Source organism: Actinomadura mexicana (assembly GCF_900188105.1).
Lineage (GTDB): Bacteria > Actinomycetota > Actinomycetes > Streptosporangiales > Streptosporangiaceae > Spirillospora > Spirillospora mexicana.
In genome coordinates this window covers 72933-88676 of record NZ_FZNP01000010.1, presented here as the reverse complement: position 1 = coordinate 88676, position 15744 = coordinate 72933, and the positions used below count along the sequence as shown (strand labels likewise).

General features: G+C 73.8%; 13 protein-coding genes. 2 read left to right on the top strand and 11 right to left on the bottom strand.

Features of this window, described 5'->3' with window-relative positions; translation table 11 throughout:
- Window positions 1–57 precede the first annotated feature (57 nt).
- On the top strand, window positions 58–2562 hold the full coding sequence (locus CHC11_RS25215) for a hypothetical protein (protein ID WP_089314298.1): 2505 nt from the start codon (window positions 58–60) through the stop codon (window positions 2560–2562).
- 246 nt (window positions 2563–2808) lie between these two features.
- Here CHC11_RS25215 and CHC11_RS25210 read toward each other — a convergent pair whose 3' ends face one another.
- From CHC11_RS25210 to CHC11_RS25195, 4 genes are all read right to left on the bottom strand, one after another.
- On the bottom strand, window positions 2809–2994 hold the full coding sequence (locus tag CHC11_RS25210) for a hypothetical protein (RefSeq protein ID WP_089314297.1): 186 nt from the start codon (window positions 2992–2994) through the stop codon (window positions 2809–2811).
- 128 nt (window positions 2995–3122) lie between these two features.
- The gene (locus CHC11_RS25205) at window positions 3123–4988 is read right to left on the bottom strand and encodes an endonuclease/exonuclease/phosphatase (RefSeq protein WP_245919739.1); all 1866 of its coding nucleotides are present in this window, start codon (window positions 4986–4988) and stop codon (window positions 3123–3125) included.
- 171 nt (window positions 4989–5159) lie between these two features.
- Window positions 5160–6248 carry an alcohol dehydrogenase catalytic domain-containing protein gene (locus tag CHC11_RS25200; RefSeq protein ID WP_089314296.1) on the bottom strand — a complete coding sequence of 363 codons (1089 nt, stop codon included), beginning with the start codon at window positions 6246–6248 and terminating at the stop codon, window positions 5160–5162.
- Between the two features lie 74 nt (window positions 6249–6322).
- Window positions 6323–6514, bottom strand: a complete 192-nt coding sequence (locus CHC11_RS25195; RefSeq protein ID WP_089314295.1) for a ferredoxin — start codon at window positions 6512–6514, stop codon at window positions 6323–6325.
- Window positions 6515–6752: 238 nt separating this feature from the next.
- On the opposite strand from CHC11_RS25195, the gene CHC11_RS25190 reads away from it, so the two are divergent.
- Window positions 6753–7409 (top strand): class I SAM-dependent methyltransferase, encoded by a 657-nt coding sequence (locus CHC11_RS25190; protein WP_089314294.1) that lies wholly within the window; start codon window positions 6753–6755, stop codon window positions 7407–7409.
- A 42-nt stretch (window positions 7410–7451) separates the two neighbouring features.
- Here the strand turns inward: CHC11_RS25190 and CHC11_RS25185 are convergent, their stop codons facing one another.
- The 7 genes from CHC11_RS25185 to CHC11_RS25155 all read right to left on the bottom strand — a co-directional run bounded on the left by CHC11_RS25185 (window position 7452) and on the right by CHC11_RS25155 (window position 15697).
- Window positions 7452–8567 (bottom strand): prenyltransferase, encoded by a 1116-nt coding sequence (locus CHC11_RS25185; protein ID WP_089314293.1) that lies wholly within the window; start codon window positions 8565–8567, stop codon window positions 7452–7454.
- On the bottom strand, window positions 8557–9318 hold the full coding sequence (locus CHC11_RS25180) for a class I SAM-dependent methyltransferase (RefSeq protein WP_179279001.1): 762 nt from the start codon (window positions 9316–9318) through the stop codon (window positions 8557–8559). Before CHC11_RS25180 ends, CHC11_RS25185 begins: the two co-directional genes overlap by 11 nt.
- 42 nt (window positions 9319–9360) lie before the next feature.
- Window positions 9361–10644: a glycosyltransferase family 4 protein gene (locus tag CHC11_RS25175; RefSeq protein ID WP_089314291.1), complete on the bottom strand. Its 1284-nt coding sequence runs from the start codon at window positions 10642–10644 to the stop codon at window positions 9361–9363.
- 28 nt (window positions 10645–10672) lie between these two features.
- Window positions 10673–11908, bottom strand: coding sequence for a cytochrome P450 (locus tag CHC11_RS25170; RefSeq protein WP_089314290.1), 1236 nt, complete (start codon window positions 11906–11908; stop codon window positions 10673–10675).
- Between the two features lie 36 nt (window positions 11909–11944).
- Window positions 11945–13216 carry a cytochrome P450 gene (locus tag CHC11_RS25165; protein ID WP_089314289.1) on the bottom strand — a complete coding sequence of 424 codons (1272 nt, stop codon included), beginning with the start codon at window positions 13214–13216 and terminating at the stop codon, window positions 11945–11947.
- 233 nt (window positions 13217–13449) lie between these two features.
- Complete coding sequence (locus tag CHC11_RS25160) at window positions 13450–14439, bottom strand: MBL fold metallo-hydrolase (RefSeq protein ID WP_089314288.1); 990 nt, start codon at window positions 14437–14439, stop codon at window positions 13450–13452.
- Between the two features lie 97 nt (window positions 14440–14536).
- The gene (locus CHC11_RS25155; protein WP_089314287.1) at window positions 14537–15697 is read right to left on the bottom strand and encodes a steroid 3-ketoacyl-CoA thiolase; all 1161 of its coding nucleotides are present in this window, start codon (window positions 15695–15697) and stop codon (window positions 14537–14539) included.
- Between the last annotated feature and the right edge of the window lie 47 nt (window positions 15698–15744).

Here is a 15744-nt window from a genome sequence, read left to right as displayed (position 1 = left end):
AAGGGGCCCCGTGGCGCGATTTGATGGTGACTCGACAGGGACCGTGAAGGAGCGCGTGTGACGGCGAGGACCCCGGAGCAGCACGAGGCCCGGCGGACGGCCGAGGAGGGCCCGGCGGACTCCCGCCACGTGCGGCGGCGCCTCACCTTCGGTGTCGCGGGCGACCTCGCGGACATGCCGGCCGCGCGGTCGCCCTGGCAGCGCGCCTACGAGGCGTGGCGGTCCGCCGGGCTGGACTGGGGCCACGGCGCCCCGTCCGGGGAGGCCGCGCCGCGGCCCGCGAGCCGCGACACCGTCCGCGCGAAGTCCCCGGTGAAGCCGCCCGCGCGGCCGAAGCCGCCCGTTGCGGCGGCGAACACCGCGCCCCCGCGGCCGAAGCCGCCGCGGCCCCCGGCGAAGCCCGATCCGCATGACGTCCTGGTCGCCGGTCCGCCCAGGCCCAAGCCCCGGCCCCGGCCGGCGATGCGGTCCGGGCCGACACGGCGGCTGCGCGCGCGTGCCGCGGTCGCGGCCGGGCTCGCCGCGGTCGCCGGCGGCGCGATCTTCGCGGTGTCGCGGGGCGACGACGGACCGGCCGGGCAGGGCGTTCCCGGGCCGGTCGCGGCGGACCGGCTGTTCGCCCCCGATCCGGCCGCCACGAGCGACGGCCTCGTCCAGGACCTCACGACCATCGCCGCCGCGGGCGGGACCGTCGTCGCGGCGGGCACCGAGGGCGACGGCGTCCCCGGCCGGGAGCGGGCCCGCTTCCTGGTCTCCGCGGACGCGGGGCACGCCTGGTCGCTCGCGGCGGTGCGCACGGCGGACGGCTCCGCCGTCCCTCCCGGCGACACCCCGCACCTCGTCGACGGCGGCGCGGGCCGCTGGGCGGCGCTCGGCCGCTCCTCCGCCGGCGTCGTGACCGCGTGGACGAGCGAGGACGCCGCGACCTGGACGCGCCGCCCGCCCGCCGCGGGCTTCACGCCGTCCGACCAGGTGAACGACCTGGCCCGCACCGGCCAGGGCTTCGTCGCCGTGGGCGCGTCCGGCGGCCGGGCGGTGGCCTGGAGCTCGGCGGACGGGCGCGCGTGGCAGCGCGTCGAGGGCATCCCGGGGGTCATCGCCCTCGACCAGGTGGCGGCGTCCGGGAACGCGGTCGTGGTCCACGGGACGTACGGCAAGAGGGTCACCCAGAAGCGGGGCAAGAAGAAGGTCACGCGGACCGTGCGGACCGACGGCCTCTGGCGGTCCACCGACGGCGGCCGGACGTGGGCGCTCGTCGGCGTCCCGCAGGCACAGGGCTCGTACGGGCCCGCCAAGGGCCTCGCGGTCGGCCCCGGCGGGTTCGCGACCGTCCGCGAGGGCAGGCGGACGACCGGCCGCAAGAAGCATCGCAGGACGGCGCGGTTCGGTGTCCTGTTCACCTCGGCGGACGGCGGCAGGTGGCAGGCCGCGGGCCGGTTCGGCGGCGCCGGCATCGAGCGCTTCGACGGCACACCCTCGGGCCTGGCCGTCATCGTCCAGGGCGCGAAGGGCGCGCGCACCGTGCTGCGCAGCGCGGACGGCCGCACCTGGCAGCCGGGAGGCTCCATCCCCGCGCCGGTGCGCAGCAGCGGCCTGACGGTGGCCAACGGGAAGATCGCCGTCTCCGGGCGGCAGGGCGACGACGGCTACCTGTTCGGCGTGGACCTGCGCACCGTCCCGGGCGCCGTCCACCCGGAGCGCTCGGTCAGGTCGCTGGCCGCGGGGCCGGGCGTCTCCGTCGCGGTGGGCAGCACCAACGGCAACGCCGCGATCTGGACGGCCCCCGACGGCCGCGCGTGGAGGCGCGCCGGGCTCCCCGCCACGGCCGGCCTGCTGTCCGACGCCGTCCGCGGCGGGCGCGGCTGGCTGGCCGTCGGCCGCGTGTCGGGCGCGTCCCCCGGCCCCCTCGCGCTGACCTCGCAGGACGGTCTCACCTGGCAGAAGCCCGAGTTCCCGGCGGGCCCGCCGCCCGTGGCCGCCGCCGCCGGCCCGTCCGGCTACGTCGCGGTCGGGACCGGCGTGGCCTGGCGCTCGGCCGACCTCCGCACCTGGAGCCGCGCGGGCCTCGACGGCGCCCCGGCCGACGTGACCGTCACGAGCAGGGCCTACGCGGCGGTCGGCGGACGCGGCAAGGAGCCCGCGGCCTGGACGTCCCCGGACGGCCTCACATGGACCGCCGCCAGGCTTCCGCCCGGCCTCACCGCTCCGCTCACCCAGGTCGCCGCCAGGGGCGAAACCCTGGTCGCGATCGCCGGCGGCGCGGCCGCGCTGGTGTCCACCGACGCCGGCGCGACGTGGACGCGGCGCGACCTCGGCCCCGCCCTGACCGCCACCGCCATCGCGGCGACGCCCGGCGGCTTCGTCGCGGCGGCCTCCGCGAAGGACGACGCGGCCGTGCTGACGTCACCCGACGGTGTGGGCTGGCGGCGCGTCACCGTCCCCGGCCTCACCGGACCCGGCGACCAGCGCCTCACGGCCCTCACCGCCATGGGCTCCACGATCGTGGCGACCGGCACCGACGCCGACGCCCCGATTCTCTGGCGCGCCCCCGCCCTCAGGTGAGCACGGGGTGCTCGGCGGTCAGCCGTTGCAGCCGCAGGAGCAGCCCTTCGCGCACGAGCATCCGCCGCCATGTCCGCAACTGCAGTCCTTTTTGGTCATGAGCGGAAAGTAACCTTTGCGGCACTTGCGGTCTATGACTGGGCGGCGACGTGCACCTGTCGGCGAGGACACGGGCCGCGGGGCGGACGGGCCGTCCCTCTGCGGGGGAGAGGGACGGCCCGTGCCCGGTTCGGGGGACGCGAGGGCTCAGAAGTTGATGTGGAAGTCCACGCCGAGCAGGACGAGGATCCAGAGGAAGATCGCCAGCACCGCGCTGACGAGCTTCTCGACCAGGCCCTCGTTGATGTAGCCGCGGTCCCAGGCGATGAACACGCCGATGATCAGGTAGATGAGGCCGAGCAGGCTGATGTGCGGCCGATATCGGGTCGCCATGGAAGGCGTCTCCTCCCGGTGGGGGGTTGTGCCGATCGGACGCTGCCCCACCGGTGAGGGGAAAAACCCCGGAGGTATTCCGGACCTAACCGCGACGCTACTTTCGGCATCTCCCAAATTCGGGAACGCTATCGGCCGGTCACCGCGATGCGGACGACCGTGGGATCGCGGGCGCCGGCGCGGTCGGCGAACTCCGCGCGGCGGTGCACCACGTCGAACTCGTGCCGGTTCCGGCGCAGCGCCGGACTCAGCAGGATGTGGTCGAGGTCCTCGGCGTTGCCGCCGGTCACCGCCGTGTAGCGGTCGCCCGCGGGCAGTTCGGCGGGCAGGTCGGCGAGCCCCGCCCCCTCGGCGAGGGTGCGGACCGGGGCGGAGGTCCCGCGGTCGCCGAGGTCGCCCGCCACGATCACGCGGGCCCGCGCGTCCACCTTCCGGACGGAGTTCACGAAGCCCGCGACCACGCGGGCCTGCGCGTCCCGGCGCCACTGGGTGGGCTGCGCCGGCGGCTGGCGGCGCCCGAACAGCGGCTGGTCGTCCCCGGTGCGGGGGAACCACTGGTTCGCGACGACGATGATGCGGCGGCCCCGCCAGGTCAGCTCCCCGGCGATGGGCTTGCGGGCGCCGGCCCACGCGGCGTCGCCCGGCGCGATCCGGCCGGGGCTCAGCGTGAGCCCCGCAGCGCCGCCGCGCGGGACGGCCCTGACCGGCGTGACGGCCGGGTCGGGCCGCTCGGGCGGGGCGTCGGGGACGGGGTCGGCCAGCGACGGGCGGTCGACGAACGAGAGCCCGCGGTCGGTGCGGAACAGGAACCCCACCCGGTCGTTCGCGCCCTTGCGCCCGCCGTCGGCGTTGTCACGGGGGTCGACCGAGCGCCAGTCGTAGGCGGGGCCGCCCGCCGCGCTGATCGCCGTGATCAGCTGCGCGACGCTCTGGTCGTCGGCGACGGTGCCGTCGTCGTCGGCGCCGCTGTTGTCGCCGAGGCCGCTCACCGCGACGAGGTCGGGGGAGCGCAGGCCGTCCACGATGTCGCGCGCCGCGGCGTCGAACCGCGCGGCCGGGGCGTCGGGGCCGAGCCCGTCCAGCCCGGCGGTGGCGACGGCGAGCTCGCCGGGGCGCTGCGCCCGGGTCGCCTCGCGGGCGAGCCCGCCGGGGGCGCGCCGCGGCGTCGCGGTGAGCAGCAGCTTGTAGTCGCCGTAGGAGTAGTCGAGGACCCCGGCGTTCGCGCCGGGCAGCCGGTCGCCGACGTCCATGCCGGGCAGCGGGGCGAGCGCGTCGTCGAGGATGACCCGCTCGGGGTTGGCGTCGCCGTCGCGCAGCAGGATGCCGCCGCGTGCCGTCCGGGGCCGGGCGCCGGCGCCCCCGGAGGGCAGCACGGGCACCTCGCCGTAGCGGGACGGGCCGGCGGCGACGGCGTCGCGGAGTTCGATCCGCATGCCTTCGAGGGCCTCGTAGAAGTCCAGGGCGTCGCGGCGGGTGTCGAACGCGCCGCCGCGCTCCACGTTCCCCAGCCCGTGGTCGACCACGCCCGGCGGCCTGAGCCCGCCCGCGCCGAGCACGAGGGCCCGCGGCGGCGTCCCGTGCGCGTCGACCGTGGTGGCGGTGGCGTCGATCTCCGTCCGGGTCAGCCCGCCGGACGCGCCGCCGTCCGGCCGGAACTCGCTGACCCTGCCGTCCACCCGGACCGCGTCGCCGACCGCCGCCCGCGGCCGGTTCCGGCTGAAGACGAAGACGCCCTCCGACGTCGCGGCGCTCCGGTCGGGCCGCGGGTCCTGCATCCAGAAGCCGTTGGCGGTCACCGCCGTCACGACGCCCGGCACCCGGGCGACCGCGGCCCCGTTCAGGGGCGAGATGTGCGCCGCGCCCTGGACGTCATGAATCCTGACGACCCGGGGCGCGGCGTGCGCCGCGGGAGCCGGGAAGAGGGCGACCGTGACAGATCCCGTGAGCACCACCGAGATCGCCGCCGCGGCCGGGAGCCACCGCAGACCGTGCACCAATCGCGCTCCATGACGACTCGTCCGCCCGACCCGAACAGACCCCGACCCGAACAGACAAGGATCATACGCGCCCGGAACACACCCCCGCCCCGACCACGCGGCAACCCGAGAGCGCGAGCCGAAGCGATGCCGGCGATCGGCTGCCAGGCCCGAAGGAGGAGAGGAAGGCTAGTCGAACAGAACCACCTGGCGGATGACTTCGCCGTTGGTGAGGGCGCGGACGGCGTCGTTCAGGTCCTCGAAGCCGATCCGGCGGGTGATGAGGCTGTCGATGTCGAGCTTCCCGGCCCGCCACAGGTCGACGAACAGCGGGATGTCGCGCTTGAGGTCGCAGCCGCCGTACAGGGACGGCTTCAGGCTCTTGCCGTCGAACAGCAGCGCGAACGCGGTCTGGCTCCAGTCGTCGTCGGCGGCGCCGGCGCCCACGACGATGACGTCACCGCCGCGCCGGGTGGCGTTCCACGCCGTGGTGATCGCCGCGGACTTGCCGACGACCTCGAAGGTGTAGTCGAAGCCCGCGCCGCCGGTGAGCAGCCCCTTGGTGGCCTCGAGGTCGTCCAGCGTCGCGGTGTGGGTCGCGCCGAACTGCTTGGCGATGGGGTGCTTGGCCTCGTTCGGGTCGATCGCCAGGATGGTCGACGCGCCCGCGATCTTGGCGCCCTGGATGACGGAGAGCCCGACGCCGCCCGCGCCGACCACCGCGACCCTGGAGCCCGGTGTGACCCTCGCCGTGTTGATCACGGCGCCGACCCCGGTGGGGATGCCGCAGCCGAGCAGGGCCGCGTACTCGAACGGGATGTCCTCCGCGATCTTGATCACGCCCCGCCCGGGGAGCACGATCTCCTCCGCCCAGGTGCCGGTGCCCGCCATGCCGAACGCGGGGCTGCCGTCGCCGAGCTTGAACCCGGGCTCGGAGAACGACTGCGCGAGGTAGGTCATGCACAGGTACGGCTCGCCGCGCAGGCACTCGCCGCACTCGCCGCAGTCGGGCGTCCAGTTGACGACGACGTGGTCGCCCGGCCGGACGCCGGTCACCCGGTCGCCGACCTCCGCCACGACCCCGGCGCCCTCGTGGCCGACGACCGTCGGCATCGCGGACGGCAGCACGCCGGTCATGGTGGACAGGTCCGAGTGGCAGACCCCGGTCGCCTTGATCTTGACCTTCACCTGGTCGGGACCCGGATCGATCGTCGAGACGTCGTCGCGCAGGTCGAGATCCTTGTCGCCGACCGCATGCAGTACCGCGGCGCGTGCCATGGCTGCCTCCACTGTGCCTGAGGTGTTGCCGGGGGGTCTGGGGTGGTGAACGGGGACCGGGGGCAGCCCTCCGGCTACTCCTCCAGCGCGAGCGCGGCCTTCGGGCACGACCGCACCGCGTGGCGGACGCGGTCCTGCTCCTCGGGCGGGACGGCCGGCCGCAGGACCTGCAGCTCGTCGTCGTCGGTGAGGTCGAAGACCTCGGGTGCGAGCCCGACGCACACGGCGTTCGCCTCGCACACCAGAGGGTCGACTCGTACTCTCATCGCTCTGCTCCGTTCGGGGGACTCACCCGTCAACCTACCGAATATCGTTCGGAAACGGGTGGCTCACCCCGAAAGTAGAACACGTTCCAGTCTGGCTCGGCAAGACTCCGCGTGAGACTCGCGTCTCATCCAGGAGATGTCGGATATGGTGCCCGGACGGAGGAGATCGATGACCCACACGAAGGCGTCCACCGGACCGGGGACGACCAGCCAGGACGCATTGCCGGCGGCAACGCCGATGCCCGCCGAGCTGCTGCGCGCCGCGCGCGGCGCCAGGGGCTTCATGCCGGACGGCGAGGGCCTCGCGCTGTACGAGACGGGCCTGGAGTACGGCGGCCGCCTGGCCGGGACGGGGCCCATGCTGGAGGTCGGCACCTACTGCGGCAAGTCCGCCGTGTACCTGGGGGCCGCCGCACGGAGCGCGGGCACGGTCCTGGTCACCGTCGACCACCACCACGGCTCGGAGGAGAACCAGGCGGGCTGGGAGCACCACGACCCGTCCCTGGTCGACCCGTGCACCGGCCGGATGGACACCCTGCCCAAGTTCCGCACGACGATCGCCGCCGCCGGGCTGGAGGACGAGGTCGTCGCCATCGTCGGGCAGTCCCGGACCGTCTCGGCGTTCTGGCGGACGCCGCTGGCACTGCTGTTCATCGACGGGGGCCACGCCGAGGAGCACGCGCAGGGCGACTACGAGGGCTGGGCGCCGCACGTCGCCGTCGGCGGGGCCCTGGTGATCCACGACGTCTTCCCCGACCCCCGGGACGGCGGGCGGCCGCCCTACCACCTCTACCTGCGGGCGCTGGCGAGCGGCGCCTTCGAGGAGCGCCGGGCGGAGGGCTCGCTGCGCGTCCTGGAACGCGTCGGCGAGACCGACCCGCTCTCGCCCGCCTGACCCGCCCGGCCTGCGCGGGCGCGCCTGACCGGGGGAGCCCGGTCAGGCGCGGTTGGCGGCCGCCACGAGCGCGCAACCGCACGCCAGCGGGTCGGACGCCTCGGACGGCCCGAGCGGCCGTCCCGCGATCTCCTTGAAGAGCCGGGAGCCGGGGGAGGCGTCCGCCAGCGCGTCCGCCGCCAGGACCACCGCGGCCGCCGTGTAGGTGGAACGGTCCCCCGGGAAGTGCCGCTCGTTCTCGAACTGCCAGCCCGTCCAGTACGAGCCGTCCTCGTGCCGGAGGTGCTGGATGGTGGTGAACAGCTCCAGCGCGCGGTCGCGGTCGCCCGCGGCGTCCAGTGCCAGCACCAGCTCGCAGCTCTCCGCCGCCGTCACCCACGGCTGGTCCGAGACGCAGCGGCAGCCGAGGCCGGGCACCACGAAGGTGTCCCATGCCTCGTCGAAGCGGCGCGCCGCGTCCGCACCCCGCACGGGGCCGCCGAGCACCGGGTAGTACCAGTCCATCGACCAGCGGCTCTTGTCGGCGAACGCCTCAGGATGCGCGGCCACCACGTGCCCGAGCTGGTCGGCGGCGAGCTCCCAGTCCGGCTGGTGCTCGCCGAGCCGCTCGGCCAGCGCGACCGCGCAGCGCAGCGACTGGTAGATCGACGAGCAGCCGGTCAGCAGCGCGTGGTCGGACGCCTCGCCGCTGTCGTGCCGGATCCAGATGATCTCGCCGCGCCGGGTCTGCAGCCCGAGCGTGAAGTCGATCGCCCGCCGGACCGCCGGCCACATGTACCGGGCGAAGTCCTCGTCCCCGGTCGTCAGCAGCTCGTGCCAGACGCCGACCGCGACGTAGGCGGCGTGGTTGGACTCCCCGCCCGGCTCGGTGACCTCGCCCAGCACCCACTTCGCGGGCCACGACCCGTCCGGGCGCTGGACGCCGCGCAGCCACTCGTAGGCCCGCCTGGCCTCGGCGCCGAGCCCGGCGACCGACAGCGCCATGGCCGCCTCGACATGGTTCCAGGCGTCCACGTGGCCGGGGACGCCGTGCGTGGGCGAGAACCACGGGATCGCGCCGGAGGCCTCCTGCTGCGCCGCGATGCTCCGTGCCGTGGCGGCGACGTCGCCGGCGGTCAGGACTCCGGGAACCGAGGGCGGGGCGGTCTCAGACCGCATCCGCCGTCTCCCTGGCCGGGGCCGCCGGCGCGTCCGGCGCGGCGGGCTTGGCGAAGTAGACGACGACGCTCTTGCCGATCAGCGGGTTCATGACGCGCTCGGCCAGCCGGGTGGCGAGCGGCCGCTTCATGATGTCCCAGACGAGGATCTGGTGGTAGGCCTTGGCGAGCGGGTTGCCGTCGTTGTCCACCCCCACCGCGCACTTGATCCACCAGTAGGGGGCGTGCAGGCCGTGCGCGTGGTGGTGGCCGCCGACCCGGAAGCCGACCGACTTCAGCTTGGCCTCGAGCTCGGCGCGGGTGTAGATCCGCACGTGCCCGCCGGGGGCGGTGTGGTAGTCCTCGGACAGGGCCCAGCAGACCCGCTCGGGCAGCCAGCTCGGCACCGTCACCGCGAGCTTCCCGCCGGGCCTGAGGACGCGCAGCAGCTCGCGCATCGCCCGCATGTCGTCGGGGATGTGCTCCAGCACCTCCGACGCGACGATCGCGTCGAAGTGGTCGTCCGGGAACGGCAGGTCCAGCGCGTCGCCCCGCACGGTCTCGGCGGTCGCGTTCTCGGGCACCTGGCCTTCGAGGCGCATCGCCCCGAACATCTTGTCCACGCCGGACAGCTCCCCGGCGTCCTGGTCGAAGGCCACGACGTGCGCACCCCGTCGGTACAGCTCGAAGGCGTGCCGTCCGGCGCCGCACCCCATGTCGAGGACGCGGTCTCCAGGGGAGACGCGGAACCGCTGGAAATCCACGGTCAGCAGGGTCGTGCTCCTTCCGATCAGAGGGCGTCCGCGGACGCTCCCTCACTTGCCCTTGCGTGCGGCCAGGCGCCGGTAGTTCTGCTGGGTGACGGCGGCCCGGTAGTGCTCCACGGTGGCCTGCGCCACGGCGGGCCAGGCGAACCGCTCCTGGACGCGCGCGAGGCCGGCGGCTCCCACCCGCGCACGCTCCTCGGCGGAGTCGTGCAGGCGGTGCAGAGTCGCGGCCAGTTCCTCCACGTCGCCCGGCGCGACCAGGATCCCGGCGTCGCCCACGACCTCGGGCAGGGCGCCGGCTCGGCTCGCCACCAGCGGCGTCCCGGACGCCATGTGCTCCACGGCCGGCAGCGAGAACCCCTCGTAGCGCGACGGCACGACGGCGGTCTCGGCGGACGCCAGCAGCTCGCCCAGCTCCCCGTCGCTGATGCCGCTGACGAACCGGACCCGCTCGCCGAGCGCGAGCTCGCGCACGAGCCGCTGGGTCGGGCCGTCCTTCTGCGGCCGGCTGACCACGATCACGTGGACGTCGCGCTCGGTGGCGACCTTGGCGACCGCGCGCAGCAGCACGTCCACGCCCTTGATCGGCGCGTCCGCGCTGGCCATCGCCACGATCCGGCCGGGGACGCGCTCGCCGCGCGGATGGAAGATCCGGGTGTCGACGCCGAGCGGCAGGATCTCGATGTCGCGCGGGTCGACCTTGAAGTCCTTGACGATGTCGACCTTGGAGGACTCCGACACCGTCAGCACCGGCCCGATGCGCCGCGAGACCTGCGACTGCATCCCGACGAACCCGTACCAGCGGCGCTTGCCGAGCTTCTGCTTGAGGCCGCGGGCGGCCTCGATCTCGATCCGCCGGTCGACGCTGATCGGGTGGTGGATGCTCGTCACCAGCGGCAGCCCCAGCCGGGGGATGCCGAGGTTGCCGACGCCGAGGACCTGGTTGTCGTGCACGACGTCGAAGTCGCGGCGGCGCTCCCGCAGCAGCCGCAGGGCGCGCAGGCTGAAGGTCAGCGGCTCGGGAAAGCCGCCGGTCTTCATGTGCGCGAACTCCAGGACGTCCAGCCAGTCGCGGAACTCGCCGAGGGCCGGGGTGCGGAACGGGTCGTCGTCCCGGTACAGGTCCAGGCTCGGCAGCTTGGTGAGGGTGATCTCCTCGCGGTCGAGATCCGGGTACGGCTGGCCGGAGACGACCTCCACGGTGTGCCCGAGGTCGACCAGCTCCCTGGTCAGGTGCCGGAGGTAGACGCCCTGGCCGCCGCAGTGCGGCTTGCTGCGGTACGAGAGCAGGGCCACCCGCAACGGACCGCCGGCCTCGCCTGCCTCACCCACGCCATCCCCTGCCCACGCACCACTCCCGTCAGTCGAGGGACGCCGGACACACCCGTACCGGCATCTCCTTTACACCGTTGATGAAACTAGACCTTAGCCTGCGAACGTTACCGTTGAGTTCAATATTGGGCATGGTGTCCAAGAGTGTCTCGAAAAGCACACTCAGCTCAAGCCGGGCAAGATGGGAGCCCAGGCAGAAGTGCGGACCGCCGCCGCCGAAGCCCAGGTGGGGGTTCGGGTCCCGGCCCACGTCGAAGCGGTACGGGTCGGAGAACACCGCCTCGTCGCGGTTGGCCGAGGAGTAGAACACCACGACCTTGTCGCCCTCGGCGATCGCCCGGCCGCCGATCTCGGTGTCCCGGACGGCCGTGCGCCGGAACATGTTGACCGGGGTGACCCAGCGGACGATCTCGTCCGCCGCCGTCCGGGCAAGGGACGGGTCGGCCTTCATCCGCTCCCACTGCTCCGGATGCTCCAGGAGCGCGAGCATGCCGCCGGACGCCGCGTTGCGGGTCGTCTCGTTCCCGGCGACCGACAGCAGCATCACGAACAGCTCGAACTCGTCCCCGGTCAGCACCTCGCCGCCGGCGTCCGGCTGGAGCAGCCGGGTGACGATGTCCTCGCGCGGGTTCTCCCTCCGGTCGGCGGCGAGCTCGTTGGCGTAGGCGTACAGCTCCGTCGCCGCCTGCTGGCCCTCCTCCGGCGTCCGCTGGAAGTCCGGGTCGTCCCCGCCGATCAGCGTGTTCGACCAGTGGAAGATCTTCTCCCGGTCCTCGGGCGGGGCGCCGAGCAGCTCGCAGATCACATACAGCGGCAGCGGGGCCGCCAGGTCGCGGACGAAGTCGGCCTCCTGCCCGCGCTCGGCGGTCTCGGTCACCAGGCGCCGGCAGATGTCCCGGATGTGCTGCTCCAGCGCGCCGATCGCGCGCGGGGTGAAGCCCCGGTTGACGATGCTCCGCTTGCGCGAGTGCTCCGGCGGGTCCTGGTTGAGCATCATCATCCGCTGCAGGACGATCTGGTCCTCCGGCGACTCGTGGAACAGCGCCAGCCGCTGCCAGGACGAGAAGATCTCCGGGTGCCGCGAGACGTGCACGACGTCCTCGTGCCGGGTGACCGCCCAGAACGGCGGGTGGTCCAGCTCCGGGTCGCCGTGGTGGCGGAACACCGGCTCGTGCTCGCGCAGCCATGCCAGCTGCCCGTGCGGGACGCCGCTGTGCTCGTACGGCCCCGGGTCGACCAGTTCGATGTCGGGGGTGGTGGTCATCGCCTCGAACCTCCTCGTCCGGAGTGATGGGCGCCGTCAACCTCCGAGCGGGGCCGAGGGCGTGAAACGCACCGGAATCTCCTTGTAGCCGTTGACGAAGTTGGACCGCAACCGGCGCGGCTCCCCGGCGAGCCGGATGTCGGGCATGCGATCCAGGATCGTCTCGAAGATGATCCGCAGGTTCATGCGGGCGAGGTGCGTGCCGAGGCAGTAGTGCGGGCCCCCGCCGCCGAAGCCGATGTGCGGGTTCGGGTCGCGCGCCACGTCGAAGGCGAACGGGTTGTCGAAGGCGCGCTCGTCGCGGTTCGCGGAGCCGTAGAACATCACGACCTTGTCGCCGGCCTTGATCTGCTTGCCGCCGATCTCGGTGTCGACCAGGGCCGTCCGGCGGAACTGGTTGATCGGGCTGACCCAGCGGACGATCTCCTCGACCGCCGTCGGCAGCAGGCTCCGGTCCTCCTGCAGCCGGGCCCACTGGTCCGGCCGCTCGAAGAACGCGATCATGCCGCCCGCGGTGGCGGTCCGGGTGGTCTCGTTCCCGGCGATCGACAGCATGATCACGAAGAGCTGGAACTCCTCCAGGCTGATCCTGCCGCCGTCGGCGTCGGGCGTCAGCAGCTTGGTCACGATGTCGTCGCGCGGCGTGGACTCGCGCGCGGCGGCGAGCTGCCCGCCCCACTCGGCGAACTCGGCGGCGCACAGGGTCGACTCCTCGCGTCCCCCGATGAACTCGGGGTCGTTGAACGCGACGAGCTTGTTGGACCAGTGGAAGATCTTCTCCCGGTCCGCCATCGGGGCGCCGAGCAGCTCGCAGATCGTGTACAGCGGCAGCGGCGCGGCGAACCGCTCGACGAAGTCGCACTCGCCGAGCGGCGCCGCCTCGTCGATCAGCTCGTTGCAGATCTTGCGGATGTGCTCCTCCAGCCGCCCGATCATCCGCGGGGTGAAGCCCTTGTTGACCATGGAGCGCAGCCGGGTGTGGCTCGGCGGGTCCTGGAAGAGCATCATCTGCCCGTACATGGCGATGTCGTCGCTGGAGAACTCCTCGAACATCGACGTCCGCTCGTGCGAGGAGTACGGGTCGGCGCGCCGCGACACCGACACCACGTCCTCGTGGCGCGTGATGGCCCAGAACCCCGGCACCCCGTCGTTCGGGTCCTGGTGCCAGTGGACGGGGTCGTTGTCGCGCAGCCACTGGAACTGGCGGTGCGGGATCCCCCCGCGCTCGTAGACGCCCGGATCGATGATGTCGATCTCGGGGGCCCGGAAGGCCCGGGCGGCGGAGAGCGGGGACGTCGCGAGTGCCATGGAAGATCCTTCGTGCCGGGGTGGAGACCACACGAGGCGAGCAGGCCACAGTGAACGCTTGCTTGGTGCACTCACCTAGAACAGGTTCTAACATGAGACTCCAGTCTCATCAAGAGTCCCGCCGGTGAGAGTGATCTGCGTCGCACCCCGATCGGGAGGTCGCGGCCCTCCCCGAGGGTCGTCGGCGGGCAGGCCGACGCCCCCGGCCGGCTCCGGGCGGCGGGACGGGACGGTCAGCGCAGGGCGTAGCGGAGGGGGTCGTCGGCGCCGACGCGGCGGGCGGCGCCGCGGGTCTCCAGGGTGCGCAGGTGCGCGGCGGCCTCGGCGGCGGCCATGCGGCGGGCCTGCTGGGCCATCTCGTCCCACGGGTGCCGCCAGGTGAGGCCGGCGGTGAGGTCCCACAGCGTGACGGGGCTGGAGGACAGCAGCGCCGCCACCTCCGCGAGGCGCTCCTCGTGGTGGGCGATGATCTCGCGGGCGCGGTCCCCGAGGCCGCGGAAGCGGTGCTGGTGGGCGGGCAGGACCTCGCCCACGGTCATGGCGGACACCTTGTCGAGCGAGCCGAGGAAGTCGCTGAGCGGGTCCACGTCCGGGGTGTCGTAGGGGTAGAGGCCGATGTGCGGGGTGATGCGCGGCAGCACGTGGTCGCCGGTGAAGATGCGGTCGCCGTCCTCCAGGTGCAGGCAGATGTGGCCGGGCGTGTGCCCGGGGGTCCAGACGGCCTGGAGCCGGCGGCCGGGGACGTCGACCAGGTCGCCGTCGGACAGTTCGCGGTCCGGGACGGCGGGCGGCGAGACCCGGGTCTGCTGGGTCGGCCCGGTCAGGTCCGACTCGGCCGCGCCCGCGCGGCGCAGTGCGGTGAGCTCGAACGAGCGGCGGCCGCCCTGGCCGACCTCGTGGAACAGCCGGACGATCCCGGCGTCGGAGTGGTGCATGGCGATCCAGGCGCCGGACGTCTCGCGGACGCGCCCGGCGAGGCCCGCGTGGTCGGGGTGGAAGTGGGTGACGACCACGCCGTACACGTCGGCGACGTCGATCCCGAACGTGCCGAGCCCGTCGCGCAGAGCAGTCCAGGCGTCCTCGTGCTGCCAGCCCGCGTCGACCAGGACGGGGCCCCGGGGGCTCTCCACCGCGTACACCAGCGTGTACGACAGGGGGTTGTTCGGGATGGGGACGGGGACGCTCCACAGCCCGCCGCCGAGGTCCTCAGGTTCCGGCTGCACCGAGACCGCCTTTCGCGCCTGTCATGGTCCGAAGGCCCCGGCCGCTGGGGCCGGGGCCGGGGCCCTGTGAGTCCTGCACTTCCAGGATGCCCGCCGGTCAGACCCGTTCGAGGATCGTGGCGGTGGACAGGGCGCCGCCGGCGCACATCGTGACCAGGGCGGTCCCGGCGTCGCGGCGCTCCAGTTCGTGCAGCGCGGTGGTGATCAGCCGAGCCCCGGTGGCGCCGACGGGGTGGCCGAGGGCGATGGCGCCGCCGTTGACGTTGACGCGGTCCATGTCGGGCTTGTGGACCGACGCCCAGGACAGCACGATCGACGCGAACGCCTCGTTGATCTCGGTGACGTCGATGTCGCCCATGGTCATGCCGGAGCGCCGCAGGACGCGCTCGGTCGACTGCACGGGGCCGTCCAGGTGGTAGTACGGCTCGCCGCCGACGAGGGCCTGCGTGCGGATGCGGGCGCGCGGGCGCAGGCCGAGGGCCCGGGCCTTGTCCTCCGACATCAGCAGGACGGCGGCGGCGCCGTCGGAGATCTGGGACGAGGTGCCCGCCGTGTGCAGGGCCTCGGGGCCGAGGACCGGCCTGAGCTTGGCGAGCCCGTCGGCGGTCGTCTCGCGCAGGCCCTGGTCGCGGGTGACCTCGCGGGTCTCGCCGGTGACGCCGCCCTCGGCGTCCAGGACGGGCGCGGTGATCGGGGCGATCTCGCGGTCGAAGCGGCCGTCCGCCCATGCCTTGGCGGCGAGCTGCTGGGAGCGCGCGCCGAACGCGTCGAGGTCGGCGCGGGTGATGCCGCGGCGGGCGGCGATCCGCTCGGCGGCCTCGAACTGGTTCGGCATGTCGAGCGACCAGTCGTCGGGCCGCGGGTCGGCGGGCATGACGTTGCTGCCGAGCGGGGCGCGGCTCATCACCTCGACGCCGCAGCCGATCGCGACGTCCACGACCCCGGCGGCGATCTGGGACGCGGCCAGGTGGACGCCCTGCTGGGAGGAACCGCACTGGGCGTCGATGGTGGTGACGCCCGCCTGCCACGGCAGCCCCGCGTACAGCCAGGAGTAGCGGCCGACGTGCCCGCCCTGCTCCCCGGCCTGCGTGACGCAGCCCGCGAAGACCTGCTCCACCTCGGCGGCGTCGATGCCGGAGCGTTCGACGGCGGCGTTGAGGGCGTGCGCGAGGACGGCCATCGGCTTCAGGCCCGCGAGCCAGCCGCCACGCTTGCCGAGCGGCGTGCGCACCGCCTCGACGATCACCGGGGTACCCATGCGGTCTCCTTCTAGAACACGATTCGCCTTTGACTGTAACGTGTTCT